Annotated in this window: 16 protein-coding genes; 3 read left to right on the top strand and 13 right to left on the bottom strand. The window is 44.8% G+C overall.

All coding sequences use genetic code 11. The annotated features are described in order from the left end of the window. Window positions 1-39 precede the first annotated feature (39 nt). Entirely contained in the window at window positions 40-483 is a 444-nt protein-coding gene (gene cbpB, locus BN1080_RS06005; protein ID WP_052651020.1) for a cyclic-di-AMP-binding protein CbpB, read from the bottom strand. Window positions 484-586: 103 nt separating this feature from the next. Next, window positions 587-1354 carry a 2,4-dienoyl-CoA reductase gene (fadH, locus tag BN1080_RS06000; protein ID WP_052651019.1) on the bottom strand — a complete coding sequence of 256 codons (768 nt, stop codon included), beginning with the start codon at window positions 1352-1354 and terminating at the stop codon, window positions 587-589. A 160-nt stretch (window positions 1355-1514) separates the two neighbouring features. Here fadH and BN1080_RS05995 point away from each other — a divergent pair, with 160 nt between their 5' ends. Continuing rightward, complete coding sequence (locus tag BN1080_RS05995) at window positions 1515-1976, top strand: YkyB family protein (RefSeq protein WP_052651018.1); 462 nt, start codon at window positions 1515-1517, stop codon at window positions 1974-1976. A 52-nt stretch (window positions 1977-2028) separates the two neighbouring features. On the opposite strand, the gene BN1080_RS05990 is transcribed toward BN1080_RS05995, so the two are convergent. The 5 genes from BN1080_RS05990 to BN1080_RS05970 form a co-directional block, all read right to left on the bottom strand. Next, window positions 2029-2892, bottom strand: a complete 864-nt coding sequence (locus tag BN1080_RS05990) for an NAD(P)-dependent oxidoreductase (protein WP_052651017.1) — start codon at window positions 2890-2892, stop codon at window positions 2029-2031. A gap of 226 nt (window positions 2893-3118) precedes the next feature. Further along, entirely contained in the window at window positions 3119-4342 is a 1224-nt protein-coding gene (locus tag BN1080_RS05985) for a hypothetical protein (RefSeq protein ID WP_052651016.1), read from the bottom strand. After that, window positions 4339-5493, bottom strand: a complete 1155-nt coding sequence (locus BN1080_RS05980; protein WP_052651015.1) for a DUF58 domain-containing protein — start codon at window positions 5491-5493, stop codon at window positions 4339-4341. The genes BN1080_RS05985 and BN1080_RS05980 overlap by 4 nt, the downstream gene beginning before the upstream one ends. A gap of 1 nt (window position 5494) precedes the next feature. Continuing rightward, window positions 5495-6430 (bottom strand): AAA family ATPase, encoded by a 936-nt coding sequence (locus tag BN1080_RS05975; RefSeq protein WP_052651014.1) that lies wholly within the window; start codon window positions 6428-6430, stop codon window positions 5495-5497. A gap of 27 nt (window positions 6431-6457) precedes the next feature. Further along, window positions 6458-6646, bottom strand: a complete 189-nt coding sequence (locus tag BN1080_RS05970; RefSeq protein WP_052651013.1) for a hypothetical protein — start codon at window positions 6644-6646, stop codon at window positions 6458-6460. Window positions 6647-6871: 225 nt separating this feature from the next. Here BN1080_RS05970 and BN1080_RS05965 point away from each other — a divergent pair, with 225 nt between their 5' ends. Further along, window positions 6872-7486 carry a CPBP family intramembrane glutamic endopeptidase gene (locus BN1080_RS05965; protein WP_052651012.1) on the top strand — a complete coding sequence of 205 codons (615 nt, stop codon included), beginning with the start codon at window positions 6872-6874 and terminating at the stop codon, window positions 7484-7486. 55 nt (window positions 7487-7541) lie between these two features. Then, entirely contained in the window at window positions 7542-8327 is a 786-nt protein-coding gene (locus BN1080_RS05960; protein ID WP_052651011.1) for a hypothetical protein, read from the top strand. 15 nt (window positions 8328-8342) lie between these two features. Here BN1080_RS05960 and BN1080_RS05955 read toward each other — a convergent pair whose 3' ends face one another. The 6 genes from BN1080_RS05955 to BN1080_RS05930 all read right to left on the bottom strand — a co-directional run bounded on the left by BN1080_RS05955 (window position 8343) and on the right by BN1080_RS05930 (window position 14525). Then, window positions 8343-8786 (bottom strand): MarR family winged helix-turn-helix transcriptional regulator, encoded by a 444-nt coding sequence (locus BN1080_RS05955; RefSeq protein ID WP_052651010.1) that lies wholly within the window; start codon window positions 8784-8786, stop codon window positions 8343-8345. A gap of 115 nt (window positions 8787-8901) precedes the next feature. Next, window positions 8902-10251: a TrkH family potassium uptake protein gene (locus BN1080_RS05950; RefSeq protein WP_052651009.1), complete on the bottom strand. Its 1350-nt coding sequence runs from the start codon at window positions 10249-10251 to the stop codon at window positions 8902-8904. Window positions 10252-10369: 118 nt separating this feature from the next. After that, window positions 10370-11521: an anti-sigma factor domain-containing protein gene (locus tag BN1080_RS05945; protein ID WP_052651008.1), complete on the bottom strand. Its 1152-nt coding sequence runs from the start codon at window positions 11519-11521 to the stop codon at window positions 10370-10372. After that, complete coding sequence (gene sigI, locus BN1080_RS05940) at window positions 11521-12270, bottom strand: RNA polymerase sigma-I factor (protein ID WP_052651007.1); 750 nt, start codon at window positions 12268-12270, stop codon at window positions 11521-11523. The genes BN1080_RS05945 and sigI overlap by 1 nt, the downstream gene beginning before the upstream one ends. 173 nt (window positions 12271-12443) lie before the next feature. After that, on the bottom strand, window positions 12444-13226 hold the full coding sequence (locus BN1080_RS05935; RefSeq protein ID WP_052651006.1) for a TerC family protein: 783 nt from the start codon (window positions 13224-13226) through the stop codon (window positions 12444-12446). Between the two features lie 219 nt (window positions 13227-13445). After that, window positions 13446-14525 (bottom strand): SDR family oxidoreductase, encoded by a 1080-nt coding sequence (locus BN1080_RS05930; RefSeq protein ID WP_052651005.1) that lies wholly within the window; start codon window positions 14523-14525, stop codon window positions 13446-13448. Between the last annotated feature and the right edge of the window lie 48 nt (window positions 14526-14573).

The following is a 14573-nucleotide window of genomic DNA, read 5'->3' as shown; positions in this document are numbered from 1 at the left end:
AAAAAGGCCTCAAAATGAGACCTTCTTAACACTTCAACATTATTTTCTTAATTGATAGATCTGCTTTTTTAATTGCTTTAAGATAACGCGGCGCGTAAGAATCCCCATAAACATGCCTTCAGCATCCACTACACATAGAAAGTTTTGGTCAATCAACAAATCCAAAGCGCGTTGAAAACGTTCCGTGATATTGATCAGCGGCAAATCTGTCTGCATAATTTCGTCGACTTTTATATCGGGCAAACGTTCATATTCAATGTGTTCCAAGCCTAAAATCGCATCCGTAATCCGCTGGGCATTGATCAAACCGCAAAAACGGTATTTAGGATCCAATACAGGAATAGCGGAGTAGCCTGTTTTTGTTAAGACAAGCAATGCATGTTCGGCGCTATTGCCAAGCTGCACATGTGCGACTTTTTCCGATGAAATGATAAATTCTTCAATTGGTGTATCTAAAAAATCTCTGCTAGGTAATGAAATCATGTACTCTTCTCCTTTTGCATCCTAAACGAGTCACACTATTTTCTTAGATTTCATCATAACATCTTTAGTCGAACTATTCTATTTTGTTCTTTCGCTTTCCGTATTAAAATGGAAATTTATTTAACCATTGACCGCCGTCCAACGTAACAATTTCGCCGTTCATATAAGATGCTTTGTCTGACATCATGAAAGCCGCCAGTTCTGCCACTTCTTCCGGTTTGCCCAGACGGCCGATCGGAATCGACTCCAATGTCCGCTTCGCCGCTTTTTCGGATTCCCATAATTTGTCCGCTCCGCCTGTACGTTCAATCGGGCCAGGGGCAATGCCGTTTACCCGAATGCCGAACTGCGTTCCCCACTCTACAGCCAGCGTCCGGGTCAACGACATGACGCCGGCTTTTGCTGCAGCGGAATGGGCCACGCCAGCGCCTGCATTCCAGGCATACGTTGCCAGCATATTGATGATGTTTCCTTTGATGCCGTTCTCGATCCAATAATTGCCGACCGCATGCGAACAGAAGAATGTCCCGTTCAGCACAATATCTATGACGGACCGCCAGCCATTCGGCGTCAGCTTTTCAGCGTGGACAATGAAATTTCCGGCGGCGTTATTGACCAGGCCGTCAATACTGCCGAACGTTTCATGCGTGAATTTCACCATCGCCTTCGCATGCTCCGGTTCCCGGACATCCATTTGAAAAGCTTCCACCGACCCCTTCTGTGCAGCAATCGTTTTAACCGCTTCATTCAGTTTTTCCATATCGCGTCCTGTAATGACAACATTGGCGCCTTCTGCTGCAAATTTTTGTGCCATATGCAGCCCCATTCCGCTTGAACCGCCTGTTACGATGATCGTTTTTCCCGTTAGCATGATCCATTTCCCCTTTTCATTAGTTTCCCCATCCTACTGACTCGCAAAGAAATTGATTTTTGTAAATTCACTCTTTGCGTCGGTATACACCCGTACCGATTTTTGATATGATGAATCTGTATTGCACTGTAAAAGAATTGCCAAAGAAAGGAATGAGTCCATGTCCATAAAGAAAACAGATTCTGATATCGCCCAAGCCATTTTCACGGTGAACAGGCACGCGAAAACCGCGCCGGACAATCAATATCTGTATGCATTGAAAAAAGAAGCACTTTCCATGATGATTCTTCAAGAACGTGCCCAAAAGATCGGGCTTCACTTCAGCAAAAACCCCCGGAAAAGTCAACAGCAATCTTCAGTCCTCGTAAAATGCGGAGATTATTATTTCCACATGCTTCCGAAAAAAGAAGACTTTGAAAATCTTGAACATTTGGGCCAGCTCGATGAATCTTACCGCAATCCGCCTAGCCGCATGAACTTAAAGATGGCGAAAGAATTATTGAGTGAATTGACCGGCCTGACGCCGAAGAAAAAAGAAGAACCGAAAAAGCCATTCACGAAATCCTATCAGCCCCGGCAGCTGGATCGATTCTATACGCCGAAAAAATCCTATTTCGATTGATTTACACACCGAAAGCCTTAACGGCTTTCGGTGTTTTATTTTTTTACCGTTTTTAGGATTCTTTATAGTAGTGGATCAAAGCCTGCGTGCCGTTTTCTTCAAAGCCTTGACCGGCCAGCTCTTCATACATCCCCAGAGAAAGGCGCAGCCCCGGCAGGTCTAAGCCCATCCCTTCCGCTTCTTCTGACGCGATTTTCATGTCTTTTATAAAATGCTTAATATAGAAGCCCGGCGCAAAATCTTCGGCAATCATTCGAGGAGCCAAATTGGATAAGGACCAGGAACCTGCTGCTCCCGATGAAATCGACCGCAAAACGGTTTCAGGATCAAGGCCTGCTTTTTTGGCATAAATCAATGATTCACAGACACCGATCATATTCGTTGCAATATTGATCTGGTTGCACATCTTCGTATGCTGGCCAGCGCCTGCAGGCCCTTGATAGACAATATTCTCACCAAATAATTGCAGCAGCGGCAGCGATTTTCTAAAAACCGCCTCATCCCCTCCGACCATAATCGAAAGAACCGCATTCTGCGCTCCAATGTCACCGCCTGATACCGGCGCGTCCAAAGCTTCGATGCCTTTTGCTTTCGCTTCTTCGAAAATGCGCTTCGCAAGATTCGGTTTCGAAGTGGTCATATCTACAAGCGTACTCCCTGCTCTTGCGTTCTCGAGCAGCCCATTTTCACCGAAATACACTTCCTCAACATCCGCCGGGTAGCCGACCATTGTAAATACGACCTCTGACCGTTCTGCCACTTGTTTCGGCGACTCCACCAAAATTGCGCCTTTCTCCACCAGTTCTTCCGCTTTTTTAGCGGTGCGCGTATAGATCGATACTTGATGCCCCGCTCCGAGTAAATGCTCGACCAAACTTTTTCCCATGACTCCGGTTCCGATAAAGCCTATTTCCATATGTAACATCTCCTTCAAGTTGTATATTCAGTTTAGCAAAAATCTTCAGATCATTCATCCCTATTTCTTAGTTTGCACGCTTTCCCTTTCAGCATAAATTTCAAAATGGCAAGCCTGCCTAAAAAAAGGCAAAAAAAGAAGCCGACCCGTATACCGGACCGACCACAAAAGGGGGAAATGAGAATGTTGCTGTGTTCAAGTATACTATGCCCGCTGCTAACTCCTTTTAAACATTTTTTTCAAAAAAATTTTCTTTCAATTTTTGGATTTCATTTATAAACGGACAGGCATCTTTTTCGGATATCGCCCCTTCGCCATAGCGGACCAAATCATAGGTTTCGAGAAACTCTTCAGAAACCGGCCACGCCATACGGTTTGCCCACTCTTTGACCGTTTCAAACTCTTCCCGTCCTTTGCCTGCTGCTGCAGCTTCCTTCGCAAAAGTACGGAACGCTTCTCGGACTGCTTGAAGATCCACTTCACCATAAACCACTTGGCTCTTCGATTCAGTTTCTACGGTTTCAGGAATGGTTGCAAAACGTTCGACCGTCACTTCGTTTTCAGGTTTTTCGCTTCCTTTTTCCACGGTCACTTTCTTTAGCCAAAAGATCAACGCAATAATCGCCGCTGCACCCCCTACAGCCAAAAAGATTTCAGACGGAAAATCAAAACTGCCGGACGCGATCATTTCCTGCGCCTGTTCTTCGCTTTCCTCCGGCCCCAACTTTTCTAAAGTCGCTTTCATTTCGGATTCGGTAGACAAACCGGACAGGTAGTCGGTCAGTTTTTCCATAAGTCCCGCAAACGGCCATAGAATGACACGAAGGATTCCGGCAAGAGCCATCGCCGCCCCTTGCCGTACCTCATCCCCCAAAAGCCAGACAAGCAAAGAGGATCCTCCAGACAGCCCAAGTACCGCCAACACAGTACCAACTGCCTGAACTGGTTTTGCCCCTTGCGTTCTCGCTTCCAAATAGCGATAAGCCATCCGGAACAGCACGTAAAACACAAGAGCACCTGCAACGATGGCGAAAATGGTCGTTGAAGAATTTGCTAATGGGCTGAACAAGTCGACAACCAGGCTCGCTGAAAAGAGGAGAACGAAAACAAGCAGAAATTTTCCATCTGCATTTGTTCCATCATCATAAATGGAGAATCGGGCATGCAGCCGGTAAAGAGTTAAGAGGCCCATGAAAACGGCCATCCAACCGGATGCGCCCAGCAAAACAGCGATTGGTATCACAGCCGCAGATAGGGCAATTATAACTCCTACCTGATATGGTCTTTTTGCAAAAAAGATGAAACTTAGAATGGCAGCCGTAAAGCTTAACACGAGCCAAATGAAAGCGAGCGGCAAGTCCGCTTCATTTCTTAGAAAAACGAGGAGGAGCGAAATGGCGAATGCATCGAGCATATAGTTGCCCGCCGAAAGGAAACGTGCGTTCATCATGCACTTTCACTTCCTTTAGCGCCATTCAGCATTTTCAAGTCTGTCCTCTTGCTCCATCTGGAAGCAAACTCCATTGCATCTGTCGGATCTTCCAACAGAAAATAGGTCGTAAATGGGAGCTCTGTATGGATATCCAAATGCGCCAGCATCGAACGGAACGGCATGGTGGAATGGTTCTTCGAGATCAATGAAAGAACATCCAACGCTTTTTGGCGCTGCGTCTGCCCTTCGCCGGAAGCCAGATACAGATACGGTGTTTTTCCGGCGGAACGGATATTAATCGCTAACGAATACGGAATGCCTTCTCTATAGCAATGTTCTATATAGGAAGCCACTTCTTCAATTCGCTCTTCTAAATTGGTGATGGTTGCATAACGGGAAGCGACATTCATGACAAACAAGATCGACTCATTCGCCACACGTTCAACGATTCTCGTTTGATAAGTCTGCATTCTCGCACTGGCTTTCCAATGGATTTGATTGAATTGATCCGACGGCACGTAGTCTCTTGTGCCGATCGGCTGGAACGGATCTTCAAACAGCGAATGCTTTAAATTGAATTGGCCAGGCCGTTGATGGGAAGGCGCATAATGGAAGCGATTCTTTCCGAGTTTTGGGTAGACGAGCTGCTCCTGCAAAATCATCGGTTTGTATTCCAGTACAACATTTCCTTCGCCGAAGGGATGCGGGACGCTGAGCTCCATCTTTTTCAAGCGAGCTAAACCGCGCTGCTTTGCGATCAAAGGCACATTTAACACAACTGTCTCATTGTGCCCCACCGTTAAAGGCAAATCCATTTCGACGAGCTCCCCGTAATTCACCAACCCATCGCTCTTGGGCTGAACAGCGTCAGAAAACCAGATTTTCAAGTTGCCGCCCCAAATCGGCAATCCTTTATTCGCAAACACCAAATCCCAGGAAGTTTCACTTCCGTTCAGCACCCGCTTCCGCGTCTTGTCGTTTTTAAATTCCAGCCTACTGCCGACTTTTGTAAAATACAGCCATTGAAGACCCACAATCGCAGCGATAAAGGCAATAACGGCAGCAGCCCTGAATTGCAGAAAAACCAATGACAGGAATAAAAACACCAGCAAGAAGCCGAAAATCCATTTTGTGTTTTTGGCATGATCGTCATGACGGGTCCACATCATGTCAGATCGCCTCAACAGGCAAAGGAATGGATTCTGAAATTTCCTGAAGCACATCAGCCGGCTTTAAAACCAGCATGCCTTCTGCTGAAAGGAGCAGACGGTGCAAAGCGACTGGCTCAAGCACATATTTCACATCGTCAGGCGTAACATAATTCCGGCCATCGATAAACGCTTTTCCTTGGGCCGCATGGACAAGAGCCAGTGCTGCACGCGAGCTCAAGCCCAATTCGATCATTGAATGCTCGCGTGTAGCGCGGACCAGGTTAAGGATGTATTTTTCAACATCTTCGTGGATTTTCACTTTTTTCGCTTCCTCTGACCAGCGGTGCACGTCTTCAATCGAGGCTACTGCCTGGATCGCTTTCTTATGGGAGGCATTGTCCCGGAAGTTTCGGATGATTTTCATTTCTTCCTCTAAGGTTGGATAGCCGATCTCCAGCCGAAAGAGAAAACGGTCCAATTGAGCGGCTGGCAACGGGAATGTGCCTTGCTGCGACTCTACCGGATTTTGGGTAGCGATCACAATGAAAGGGTTGGGCAGCTGCAGCGTCTCTCCATCAATTGTAGCCTGCTTTTCTTCCATAGCTTCCAGCAGACTCGATTGGGTTCTTGGAGTCGCCCGGTTAATTTCATCTGCCAATAAAAGATTTGTCAAAACGGCTCCCGGCCGCAATTGGAATTCCTGGATCTTCGGATTAAAGAAACGGATGCCTGTCACGTCGGATGGCAAGACGTCCGGAGTAAACTGCAAACGCCGAAAGCCGCCGGTAAACGATCCAGCGAATGCTTTCGCCATCCAGGTTTTCCCCGAACCCGGCACACTTTCCAGCAGGACATGCCCTTCCTGGATCAGCGCAATCAACATAAAATCGATTTCTTTCTCTCTGCCGACAATCAAGCCGTTCAAATGATTTTTAACTTCTCTCACTGTCCCCATAGTGCTCCCCCTTGTATGTAAAGCTGCTTATTTCGATGGTTCTTCTGTATAAGTATAAACCGTGATGCCGTGATGATAAGCTACCCCGCGAAAATGCTTAAAATCCGGCCGTTCAATTAATATTTTGCGGAATTCCAAAAAGTTTTCCTTTTCAATGGTGATGGATTCCAATTCGCCATTTTTTAGCTGCTCGAGCATTTCTTCATAATTGGTCATAGAATATTCTCCTTTCGCCCCCAAATGATGGGTTGTCGTCTGTTATAATAATTATTGGATATCTTAAGCTTTCATGTGTAATATAGGCAGCTCTATCCTTTGGATCGAATCGTTTTAAAAAATTGGTCTTATTTAACAGTATACAACATTAACATAACTTACACAGTCTCAGCCAAGCCGTTCTGGATTTTTAAAGACGGCTTTTCATTTTTAGGAGGATTTTTCATGTTCACTTTTTTAAAAAATCATAAATTGATTTTATTTATCCCGGTAGCCCTGTTTTTATATGACTTGGCTTTTCAGGATACTGCCATTTTTTGGTATATGTACACTTTTTCCATTTTGGTCTTGATGTCTATCGCGATGCTCTATACAAAAATATTGGATGAAATGCCGACATGGAAGTCTTTGATCTATGGCATAGTATTCGGCAGTTTAATCTATGGCTTAATCGCAGGCGGATTTCAACTGATGCACTGGTCTCCGCTGCCAGTGGAAAGATCCGTGCAATCGTTTCTCAACACGTATGCTCCTACCTCAATTTGGCATTATTTGCTGCTGATGTTTCTTATCGTGCCGGGAGAAGAAATTTTCTGGAGAGGATTTGTCCAGCAGGAGCTGAAGAAATACGTATCCGGGAAATGGACGATCTTCCTTTCAAGTGCCCTATTCGCGCTAGCGATCGGCATCAGCGGTTTCTGGCTTGGCGCCCTTGCAGGCTTCGCTGCCGGCCTTGTTCTTGGCGGCTTATACGAATGGAAGCGCAGCATGCCTTTGCTTATCATCACTCATCTCGTTATGATAGTATTATTGTTTCTTATAGCGCCATTGGCTGCCTAAAATGAAACATATTGGCAGGCTGATGCGTCAACTAGAGTAAAGGGAGGAATTTTTTATGAAAAAGAATTTATTATTTGCGGCATCTATTCTAGCAATCGGCGGTTTCTTGGCTGCATGCGGGTCGGAAGAAACCGCTGATGAAAATACCGGCTCATCTCCGGATCAGGCAACGGAAGAAGTGGTAGACAACGAAACTGCTGAAGAAACGCCGGCAGAAGAGGCTGCTGAGGATTCAGAAGCCGTTGAAGAAACGGACGAAGCAAATTCTGAAGAAACAGAAGCTCCTTCTGACGCTGACAGCGATACAGAAGAAGCGGCCGAAACGGATGAAGCAGCCGAAGAGCCGGAAGCAGAAGGCACCGTTATCCAAAGCCCTGAACAGGCATACGAAATGACGGTATTGCCAGCTTACGAGCTGACTTCTGAAGAGCCTGGAAAAGATTCTCTTTTCCTTACTTCCGATTCTTCCGTCTTCATGCGTGTTGAAACTTTTTCCCCTGAAGATATCGACTTTGCTTATGCTGAAGACATTATGAAACAAACCGTCCAAGCTTCAAGCAGCGAAGGCGAATTGACTGAAGGTGCAGCACTTCAAGGAAACGATTTCATCAACTCCTCGGTTTATGAAATTCCGGGCGAAGAAGGAAAAGTGACAGGCGTCGTCTTTGAAAAAGAGGACCTCATTGTCCGCCTGACAATTTTCGATAAAACTGCGGTTGATGCAACGCCTGACTTTATAAAATGGGCCAAACCATCGACTCAACCAACTAAACAGCAAAAAAGCAGCCCTTGCAGGCTGCTTTTTTTGGTGCCAAATATGGGTTTAGACTCAAAGCTGTAAAAAGCTCCGCTTTTATTAATAAGACAAATCCTTGATGGACAATCCAAGTTTCTTCATCAATTCAATCGCCTGCTCTTTTTCTTCGCTCGACAAGGCATTTGTCAGCTCATGAAGATGCTTTTCATGTTCCGGGAAAATCCGGCTCATAAATTCATTTCCGGCTTCAGAGATTTCCGCATAAGTGACGCGGCGGTCTGACGGGCAATTGACGCGCGTAATATAGCCTCTTTTTTCCAGCTTATCAATTACATACGTGATGGACCCGCTCGCTAACAGAATCTTTCCGCCAATTTTCTGCAATGGCTGTTTGCCTTTATGGTAAAGAAGCTCCAACACCGCAAACTCGGTTGGGTTCACGCCATTTGCTTGGAAAAATTGATTGGTCTGTTCAGAAATCGCTTTATGGGCTCGCGACATCACGATAAATAATTTCAACGATTGCTTGATATCTTCATTCATTCTTTTCACTCATCTCCGATTAAAAATCTATTATACCAATTATAATGGTTAAATCGAAAAAAGGCACGGTTTATAGTCTTTTTGTGGCTTTTCTGTATATAAAGGCAGCAAATCATTACCCGATGATCACGCGCTCTTTAGGATAATGGAACTTTGTTGGATCCGTCTTTCCACCTATCGTGAAGAGGAACGATATCAAACCGACACGCCCGATAAACATCAAGGCCATGATGATGAATTTACCGGGACCTGACAAGTCTTCGGTAATGCCAAGCGACATACCGCAAGTCCCAAACGCTGAAGTGATCTCAAAAACAATTTCAATCAGGCTGGCTTCTGGTTCTGTTAAGATCAACGCCATGGTAGCTACCAAAACCATGAATCCTGCCAGAATAATCACGGCATAGGAGCGAAATACATCGATCAGTTGAATTTCTCTCTTAAAGATTTGAATCGTGTTCTTTCCTCGCGCAAAATTGATCAGGAACAATATCGCAATTGCAAAAGTCGTTGTCCGAATACCGCCGCCGGCTGAACTTGGCGATGCCCCAATAAACATCAAGGCACTCATGAACAGATTGGTCGCTTCACTAAATTGTGTAATATCCATCGTTGTCATTCCGCCAGAGCGGGAAGAAACGGAATGGAACATCGCAGCAAAAAGAGTTTCATGCCAAGAGTAGGCTTTGAAAGCTTTAAACGATTCGAAAGCCAACAAGACAAGGGTCCCGATCACGAGTAAGGCTCCGAACGTCGCAGTCGTAATTTTAGTGAACAAAGAAAAGCGGAATTTCTTGTTTTTATGGGATAAAAATTCTTTCAGCTCGATCAATACCGGGAATCCGATTGCCCCTAAGATGATCAGGATCATATTAATGATCTGCACAAAATAATCATTGAAGTAAGGAGTCATCGACTGGCCAGTAATATCGAATCCGCCGTTGGTTGTGGCACTGACGGAAGCAAAAATTCCGTGAAGCAGAGCCTCGTCGAATCCATCAAAATACTGGGTGAAATACAACGTAAAAATTACGGCTCCAACTGCTTCGATCAGCAGAAGGATTTTAATGATTTCGCGGATCAGCTTGACCGCTCCGGACATATTGAATTGATTGTGGTCTACCATGATCAATTGGCGTTCTCTAAGCCCGATTCGTTTCCCCACCAATAGCCAGAAAAACGTTCCAATGGACATGATGCCGATTCCGCCTAATTGCAGGATGAACAGCAATACCGCAATGCCAAAAATCGAATAGGTTTCCGAAATATTGATGACCGTTAATCCGGTTACGCTAACTGCACTTACAGCTGTGAATAATGTATCAATCCAACTGATTTTAATCCCGGGCAAATGCACATTCGGCAAGCTGAGCAGCAAAAAGGAAAAGGCAATCGCTACGAAATAATACGAAACGATTACCTGTGCAGGCGTCAAAGACTTTATTTTTTGAAGCGTTTTATTCATAGATTTTAATTCCCTTCGGCCTTATCTTCTTTCCTTATTCTATGAAAAGAATGTTAAAAAAGAAAGGGGAAAATAAATTACTTTTCTTATCCGAACAAAAAGAGCAGAAGCTGAGCTTCTACTCTTTTCCGTTTTTCCCTTTATGATTTCCAGGCGGTCCATTTTGATCCTTTTTTTCCTGTCCCGGCGGTGCTTGTTTTTTCTCTTGGCCAGGCGGACTCTCTTTTTTCTTTTCCTGCCCTGGCGGTGCCTGCTTTTTCTCTTGGCCCGGTGGAGTCGCTTTTTTCTTTTCCTGCCCTGGCGGTGCCTGCTTTTTCTCTTGGCCCGGTGGAGCCGCTTTTTTCTTTTCCTGCCCTGGCGGTGCCTGCTTTTTCTCTTGGCCCGGCGGAGTCGCTTTTTTCTTCTCCTGCCCTGGCGGTGTTTGCTTTTTCTCTTGCCCCGGCGGAGTCGCTTTTTTCTTCTCCTGTCCCGGTGGTGCCTGCTTTTTCTCTTGCTCTGGCGCCGGTGCTTCTTTAGGCTGCACAGGGGACTGAGGAGCTGCTTTCACGGGATCTTTCCGGCTGTCTTTCTGCTCGCTCTTCTCTTTTACAGTGGGCTTCTTGTCCGCCGGAATTTCTTTCGCTTTTGAAGTTTCCTTGAAAACTTTAAAATCTTCTACTTTTTGGCCTACCGGCACATTGTCCTTAACCGCTTTTCTCCATTGGGCTGGACTTGCTTCTTTTAAATGGACTTCTAATTTTTCTTTTGCCACTTTGGCTGAAACAGCCATTACTGCCGCTTCAAGGCCTTCCGAATGCTCCTTTTCATCGCCCGTCACTACCGTCGTAATGGTCACTTCTTCGGTCGATTCCCGCAATGATAAACGGATGGCTTTTTCCAGCACTTCATCCAGCGAGAGATTCTCCCAATCCTTTATCTTTGAAACGACTTCCATTCCGTCTTTATTCAATTCCCTTAAAGACACGACTTGGAAATTATCGTCTATCCCTATTTCAATACTTGGGTTCACTTCGATCTGTACATACGCATAGGCTTCTTGAGATGGAAGCAACGCCGATAAAACTAACATAAGGATTGCAGCTGCCAATACAACAGGAGCCGCAATGGACTTCAGGCGGCTTTTGGTTCTTTTAACTTTCGGAAAGAAATACACTTCTTCTCCGACAGCCGCTCCATCTGCCGGGCGCCCTTCTACAAATCTGCCGTCCTTCAGGATGAACACGGAGCGGTCATTATTCAATTCCAGACAAATTCCTTTTTGCATTTGCATTAAAGCAACCGCTCCTTTAAATAATCTTTTAAGTAATACAAATCGCTTTTCAGCAGGATGGCTAGGGCAATGATGTACTTCCGATTCCGCTCAAGCGTTTTACGCGATACTTTGACATGCTGTTCGATTTCTTTGATCGGCAACTTCTTTTTTTCTTGCAAATAGCCAAAATACTCTTCTGTCTCAGTAATCATCTGGGCAATTTGCACAGCTGTTTTTCTGGCATCTTCGTGAGCTGGCGATATTTTAGCCAATTGTTGAAAATCGAGTTTGTATATAGCAAGCATCTTCTCATATAAGCCAATTTCTTCTCTGCGGATCTCAGCTTCCTTTTTTGCATCGTAATGCTGAATAGCTGAAGTCGCTTCGATCCAGTGGTTTGGCTCATCCTCATCTGTCGGCGCTTGAAAGTCATGTGTGAATTCAGAACGGGTGCTTTCTTTTCGAATAAAATCGATCATTCTTCGGCGAATGATCAAATGGGCAAATGTGAGGAAGGAAGCATTTTTCTCTTTTTCATATCCTTTGACCGCTTCATGAAACGCTGACAATGCAATGCTCCATTCGTCATCGTGATGATCGATGAATCGTTTGCATACTTGTGCTGCAGTTTTTTTGACAAAAGGGGCGTAGGATTGGAGCAATTCCGTTAACGCTTCTTCATCCCCGCTCTTGGCGAGCAGTGCTAATTCTTCAGCAGAAAATTTGCTGTCTCGACCAAATAACCCTGTAATTGCAGACAATAGCATGACCATTCACCTCTTTTCATTTCTTTGCTACTCTTGATTGTAACGGCAGCATATCGAAATGAAAAGGAAGAGGTAGCCAGTTCCTTATATATATTCGGAGAATTTTACGTCTTTATGTCCGCATCTTAAGAATAATTTTCCATAAGAAAAAGCCTCCCGAAGGAAGCTTTCGATTAAGCATTTTCTTGTTTGTTTTTGCGGACCCCTAAAATGGCACTTACTACAACAATACCAATCAGTACTGTCCAGAAGACAAGTGTCCATGGAGTGGAGTGCGGGAAATCATGCGGCAAAATGCCAACTTTTTCGTGCGCCAAAGTCATGACTAAAAGTTTTACCCCTACCCATCCTACGATGACAAATGCACCGGTTTCGAGCTGTGGGTATTTTTCAAGAAGCTGGACAAATTTATGAGCTGCAAATCGCATAATGATTACACCGATTAAACCACCCATCAGCATTACGACGAATTGACCGGAGTTAATGCCTCCGATATCTTCGAGTCCAAAAAGGTCCAAATGCGGCAACGTAACGGCTAGGGCAACGGCTGCTAGCATAGAATCAATTGCAAACGCAATATCCGCCAGCTCTACTTTTAAAACCGTCATCCAGAAACTAGAACCTTTTTTCTCCACTTTATCGCCATTGTCATCAAGAATATGATCATCTTCGCCTTTACGCTGTTCGTAAATACTTTTGATCGAGATGAACAAGAGATAAGCTGCTCCGATGGCTTGAATTTGCCAAATATTCACAAGCAATGTAATCATGAATAGTGCTGCAAAGCGGAAGACGAAAGCTCCCACTAAACCGTAAAATAAAGCTTTTTTCTGTTGATCTTTTGGCAAATGTTTTACCATTACCGCCATTACGACTGCGTTATCCGCAGCAAGCAGCCCTTCAAGACCCACTAAAACCAGCAGGACCCAGGCATACTCCAATAATATTGCTTCCATTCTCTTTCTCCTCCTAATTTTTGCCAGCAAAAAAGACCCCTGCCTAATAAAAGGCAAAGGTCTCGCTAAGCAATTAAAATCGCTATCATAACCGATGGTTACTAACCATGTATTGACGATTATGAAATAGGTTTCCCTAAAGCTACTCCCCCTTGACTGAAAGCCAAAGTGTATTGAGTTGTACTATCATTATAGCACCTTTTAGGATGAAGTAAACTTCTAACCTATCGTCACATGAAAATTTTTGTTAAATTTATGAAGTTCGTAAAATCGGACCATGGCCGGTATCGTTTCCAAAAAATCAGCGCAAACGATATCGGATCCTTCGAGGAGCCGCTGTGCGATTGCGGTATCAAAATGGGCGTTCCAGGTTAAATAATCCAACGTTTCTGCTTCCACTCCTAAAAAACGCTGCAAAGAAACACTTTTCAAAGACAAGGCTGCCACTGCATGCGGCAGGCGAAGTTTAGGCGTCTTACCGGTTATTTCTTGAACCATTTTTCTGTAGACTTCTTCAACCGGATGCGGACTTGGATCCGTCAAATGGACGGTCTTTCCTTCTGCTTCCTTGTGATTGCTCAAATAGACCGAGGCTTTCAATATGTAATCGACCGGAACGACATTGATAAAAGCAGTAGACCTTCCGATATAAGGGATAATGGGCAGTTTTCGAAGCCGGTCAATCATATTCAAAAAGAAATAAGGGCCATCGAATTTGATGGTTTCGCCGGTTTCGGAATTCCCTCGGACAATTCCCGGCCGGATGATGGTTACAGGATACGCTTTTTTCATGGCTTCAACTAAAAGCTCCGCTTCAAATTTCGTCTCTTCATAGAAGTTCTTGAAATTTTTTGGCCGGATCAATTCGTTTTCATACAAAGTTCCTTCTCTGTCACCTGCCACATATGCCGTGCTGAAATACATATAGCGCTTTAGCCGAGGCAGTTCCGAAACAAACCGATTTACATTTTTCGTCCCTTCCACATTTACTTTCCATGCGATTTCACGGGGAACAGCGAGGTCATAAATCGCTGCAAGATGCCAGAATACCACTTCTTTTTCTTTTAAAAAGGCCGCATCTGCATCGTTCAACCCCAGTCCTTCTTTTGTAATATCCCCTTGCATCAACCGGATGGGCTCGCAACGGGTCAGGCGCTGAATTTCAATCGCCTCCTTTTTGGCTTTCTCCATTTCTGTCGGCAAAACGATGGCTGCTGCACTCGTTTCTTTTTTAAGGACCGTGCGGATTAATTGGCTTGCAATAAATCCAGGAAAACCTGTGAAAACGATCTCTTCCATGAACCCAACTCCTCTCACCCCAAACATGCCAATCATTTGAAGTTGATT

It is taken from the genome of Planococcus massiliensis, assembly GCF_000821325.1.
GTDB classification, from domain to species: domain Bacteria; phylum Bacillota; class Bacilli; order Bacillales_A; family Planococcaceae; genus Planococcus; species Planococcus ruber.
This window is presented reverse-complemented; position numbering and strand designations above follow the sequence as displayed.

Bases quoted from the DNA above. Each gene is read 5' to 3' on its own strand.
- BN1080_RS05955 (WP_052651010.1), bottom strand. From the start codon at position 8,786: ATGAATGAAGATATCAAGCAATCGTTGAAATTATTTATCGTGATGTCG.
- BN1080_RS05995 (WP_052651018.1), top strand. From the start codon at position 1,515: ATGTCCATAAAGAAAACAGATTCTGATATCGCCCAAGCCATTTTCACG.
- cbpB (WP_052651020.1), bottom strand. From the start codon at position 483: ATGATTTCATTACCTAGCAGAGATTTTTTAGATACACCAATTGAAGAA.
- sigI (WP_052651007.1), bottom strand. From the start codon at position 12,270: ATGCTATTGTCTGCAATTACAGGGTTATTTGGTCGAGACAGCAAATTT.
- BN1080_RS05960 (WP_052651011.1), top strand. From the start codon at position 7,542: ATGAAAAAGAATTTATTATTTGCGGCATCTATTCTAGCAATCGGCGGT.
- BN1080_RS05950 (WP_052651009.1), bottom strand. From the start codon at position 10,251: ATGAATAAAACGCTTCAAAAAATAAAGTCTTTGACGCCTGCACAGGTA.
- BN1080_RS05985 (WP_052651016.1), bottom strand. From the start codon at position 4,342: ATGATGAACGCACGTTTCCTTTCGGCGGGCAACTATATGCTCGATGCA.
- BN1080_RS05935 (WP_052651006.1), bottom strand. From the start codon at position 13,226: ATGGAAGCAATATTATTGGAGTATGCCTGGGTCCTGCTGGTTTTAGTG.
- BN1080_RS05965 (WP_052651012.1), top strand. From the start codon at position 6,872: ATGTTCACTTTTTTAAAAAATCATAAATTGATTTTATTTATCCCGGTA.
- BN1080_RS05980 (WP_052651015.1), bottom strand. From the start codon at position 5,493: ATGATGTGGACCCGTCATGACGATCATGCCAAAAACACAAAATGGATT.
- fadH (WP_052651019.1), bottom strand. From the start codon at position 1,354: ATGCTAACGGGAAAAACGATCATCGTAACAGGCGGTTCAAGCGGAATG.
- BN1080_RS05945 (WP_052651008.1), bottom strand. From the start codon at position 11,521: ATGCAAATGCAAAAAGGAATTTGTCTGGAATTGAATAATGACCGCTCC.
- BN1080_RS05970 (WP_052651013.1), bottom strand. From the start codon at position 6,646: ATGACCAATTATGAAGAAATGCTCGAGCAGCTAAAAAATGGCGAATTG.
- BN1080_RS05990 (WP_052651017.1), bottom strand. From the start codon at position 2,892: ATGGAAATAGGCTTTATCGGAACCGGAGTCATGGGAAAAAGTTTGGTC.
- BN1080_RS05930 (WP_052651005.1), bottom strand. From the start codon at position 14,525: ATGGAAGAGATCGTTTTCACAGGTTTTCCTGGATTTATTGCAAGCCAA.
- BN1080_RS05975 (WP_052651014.1), bottom strand. From the start codon at position 6,430: ATGGGGACAGTGAGAGAAGTTAAAAATCATTTGAACGGCTTGATTGTC.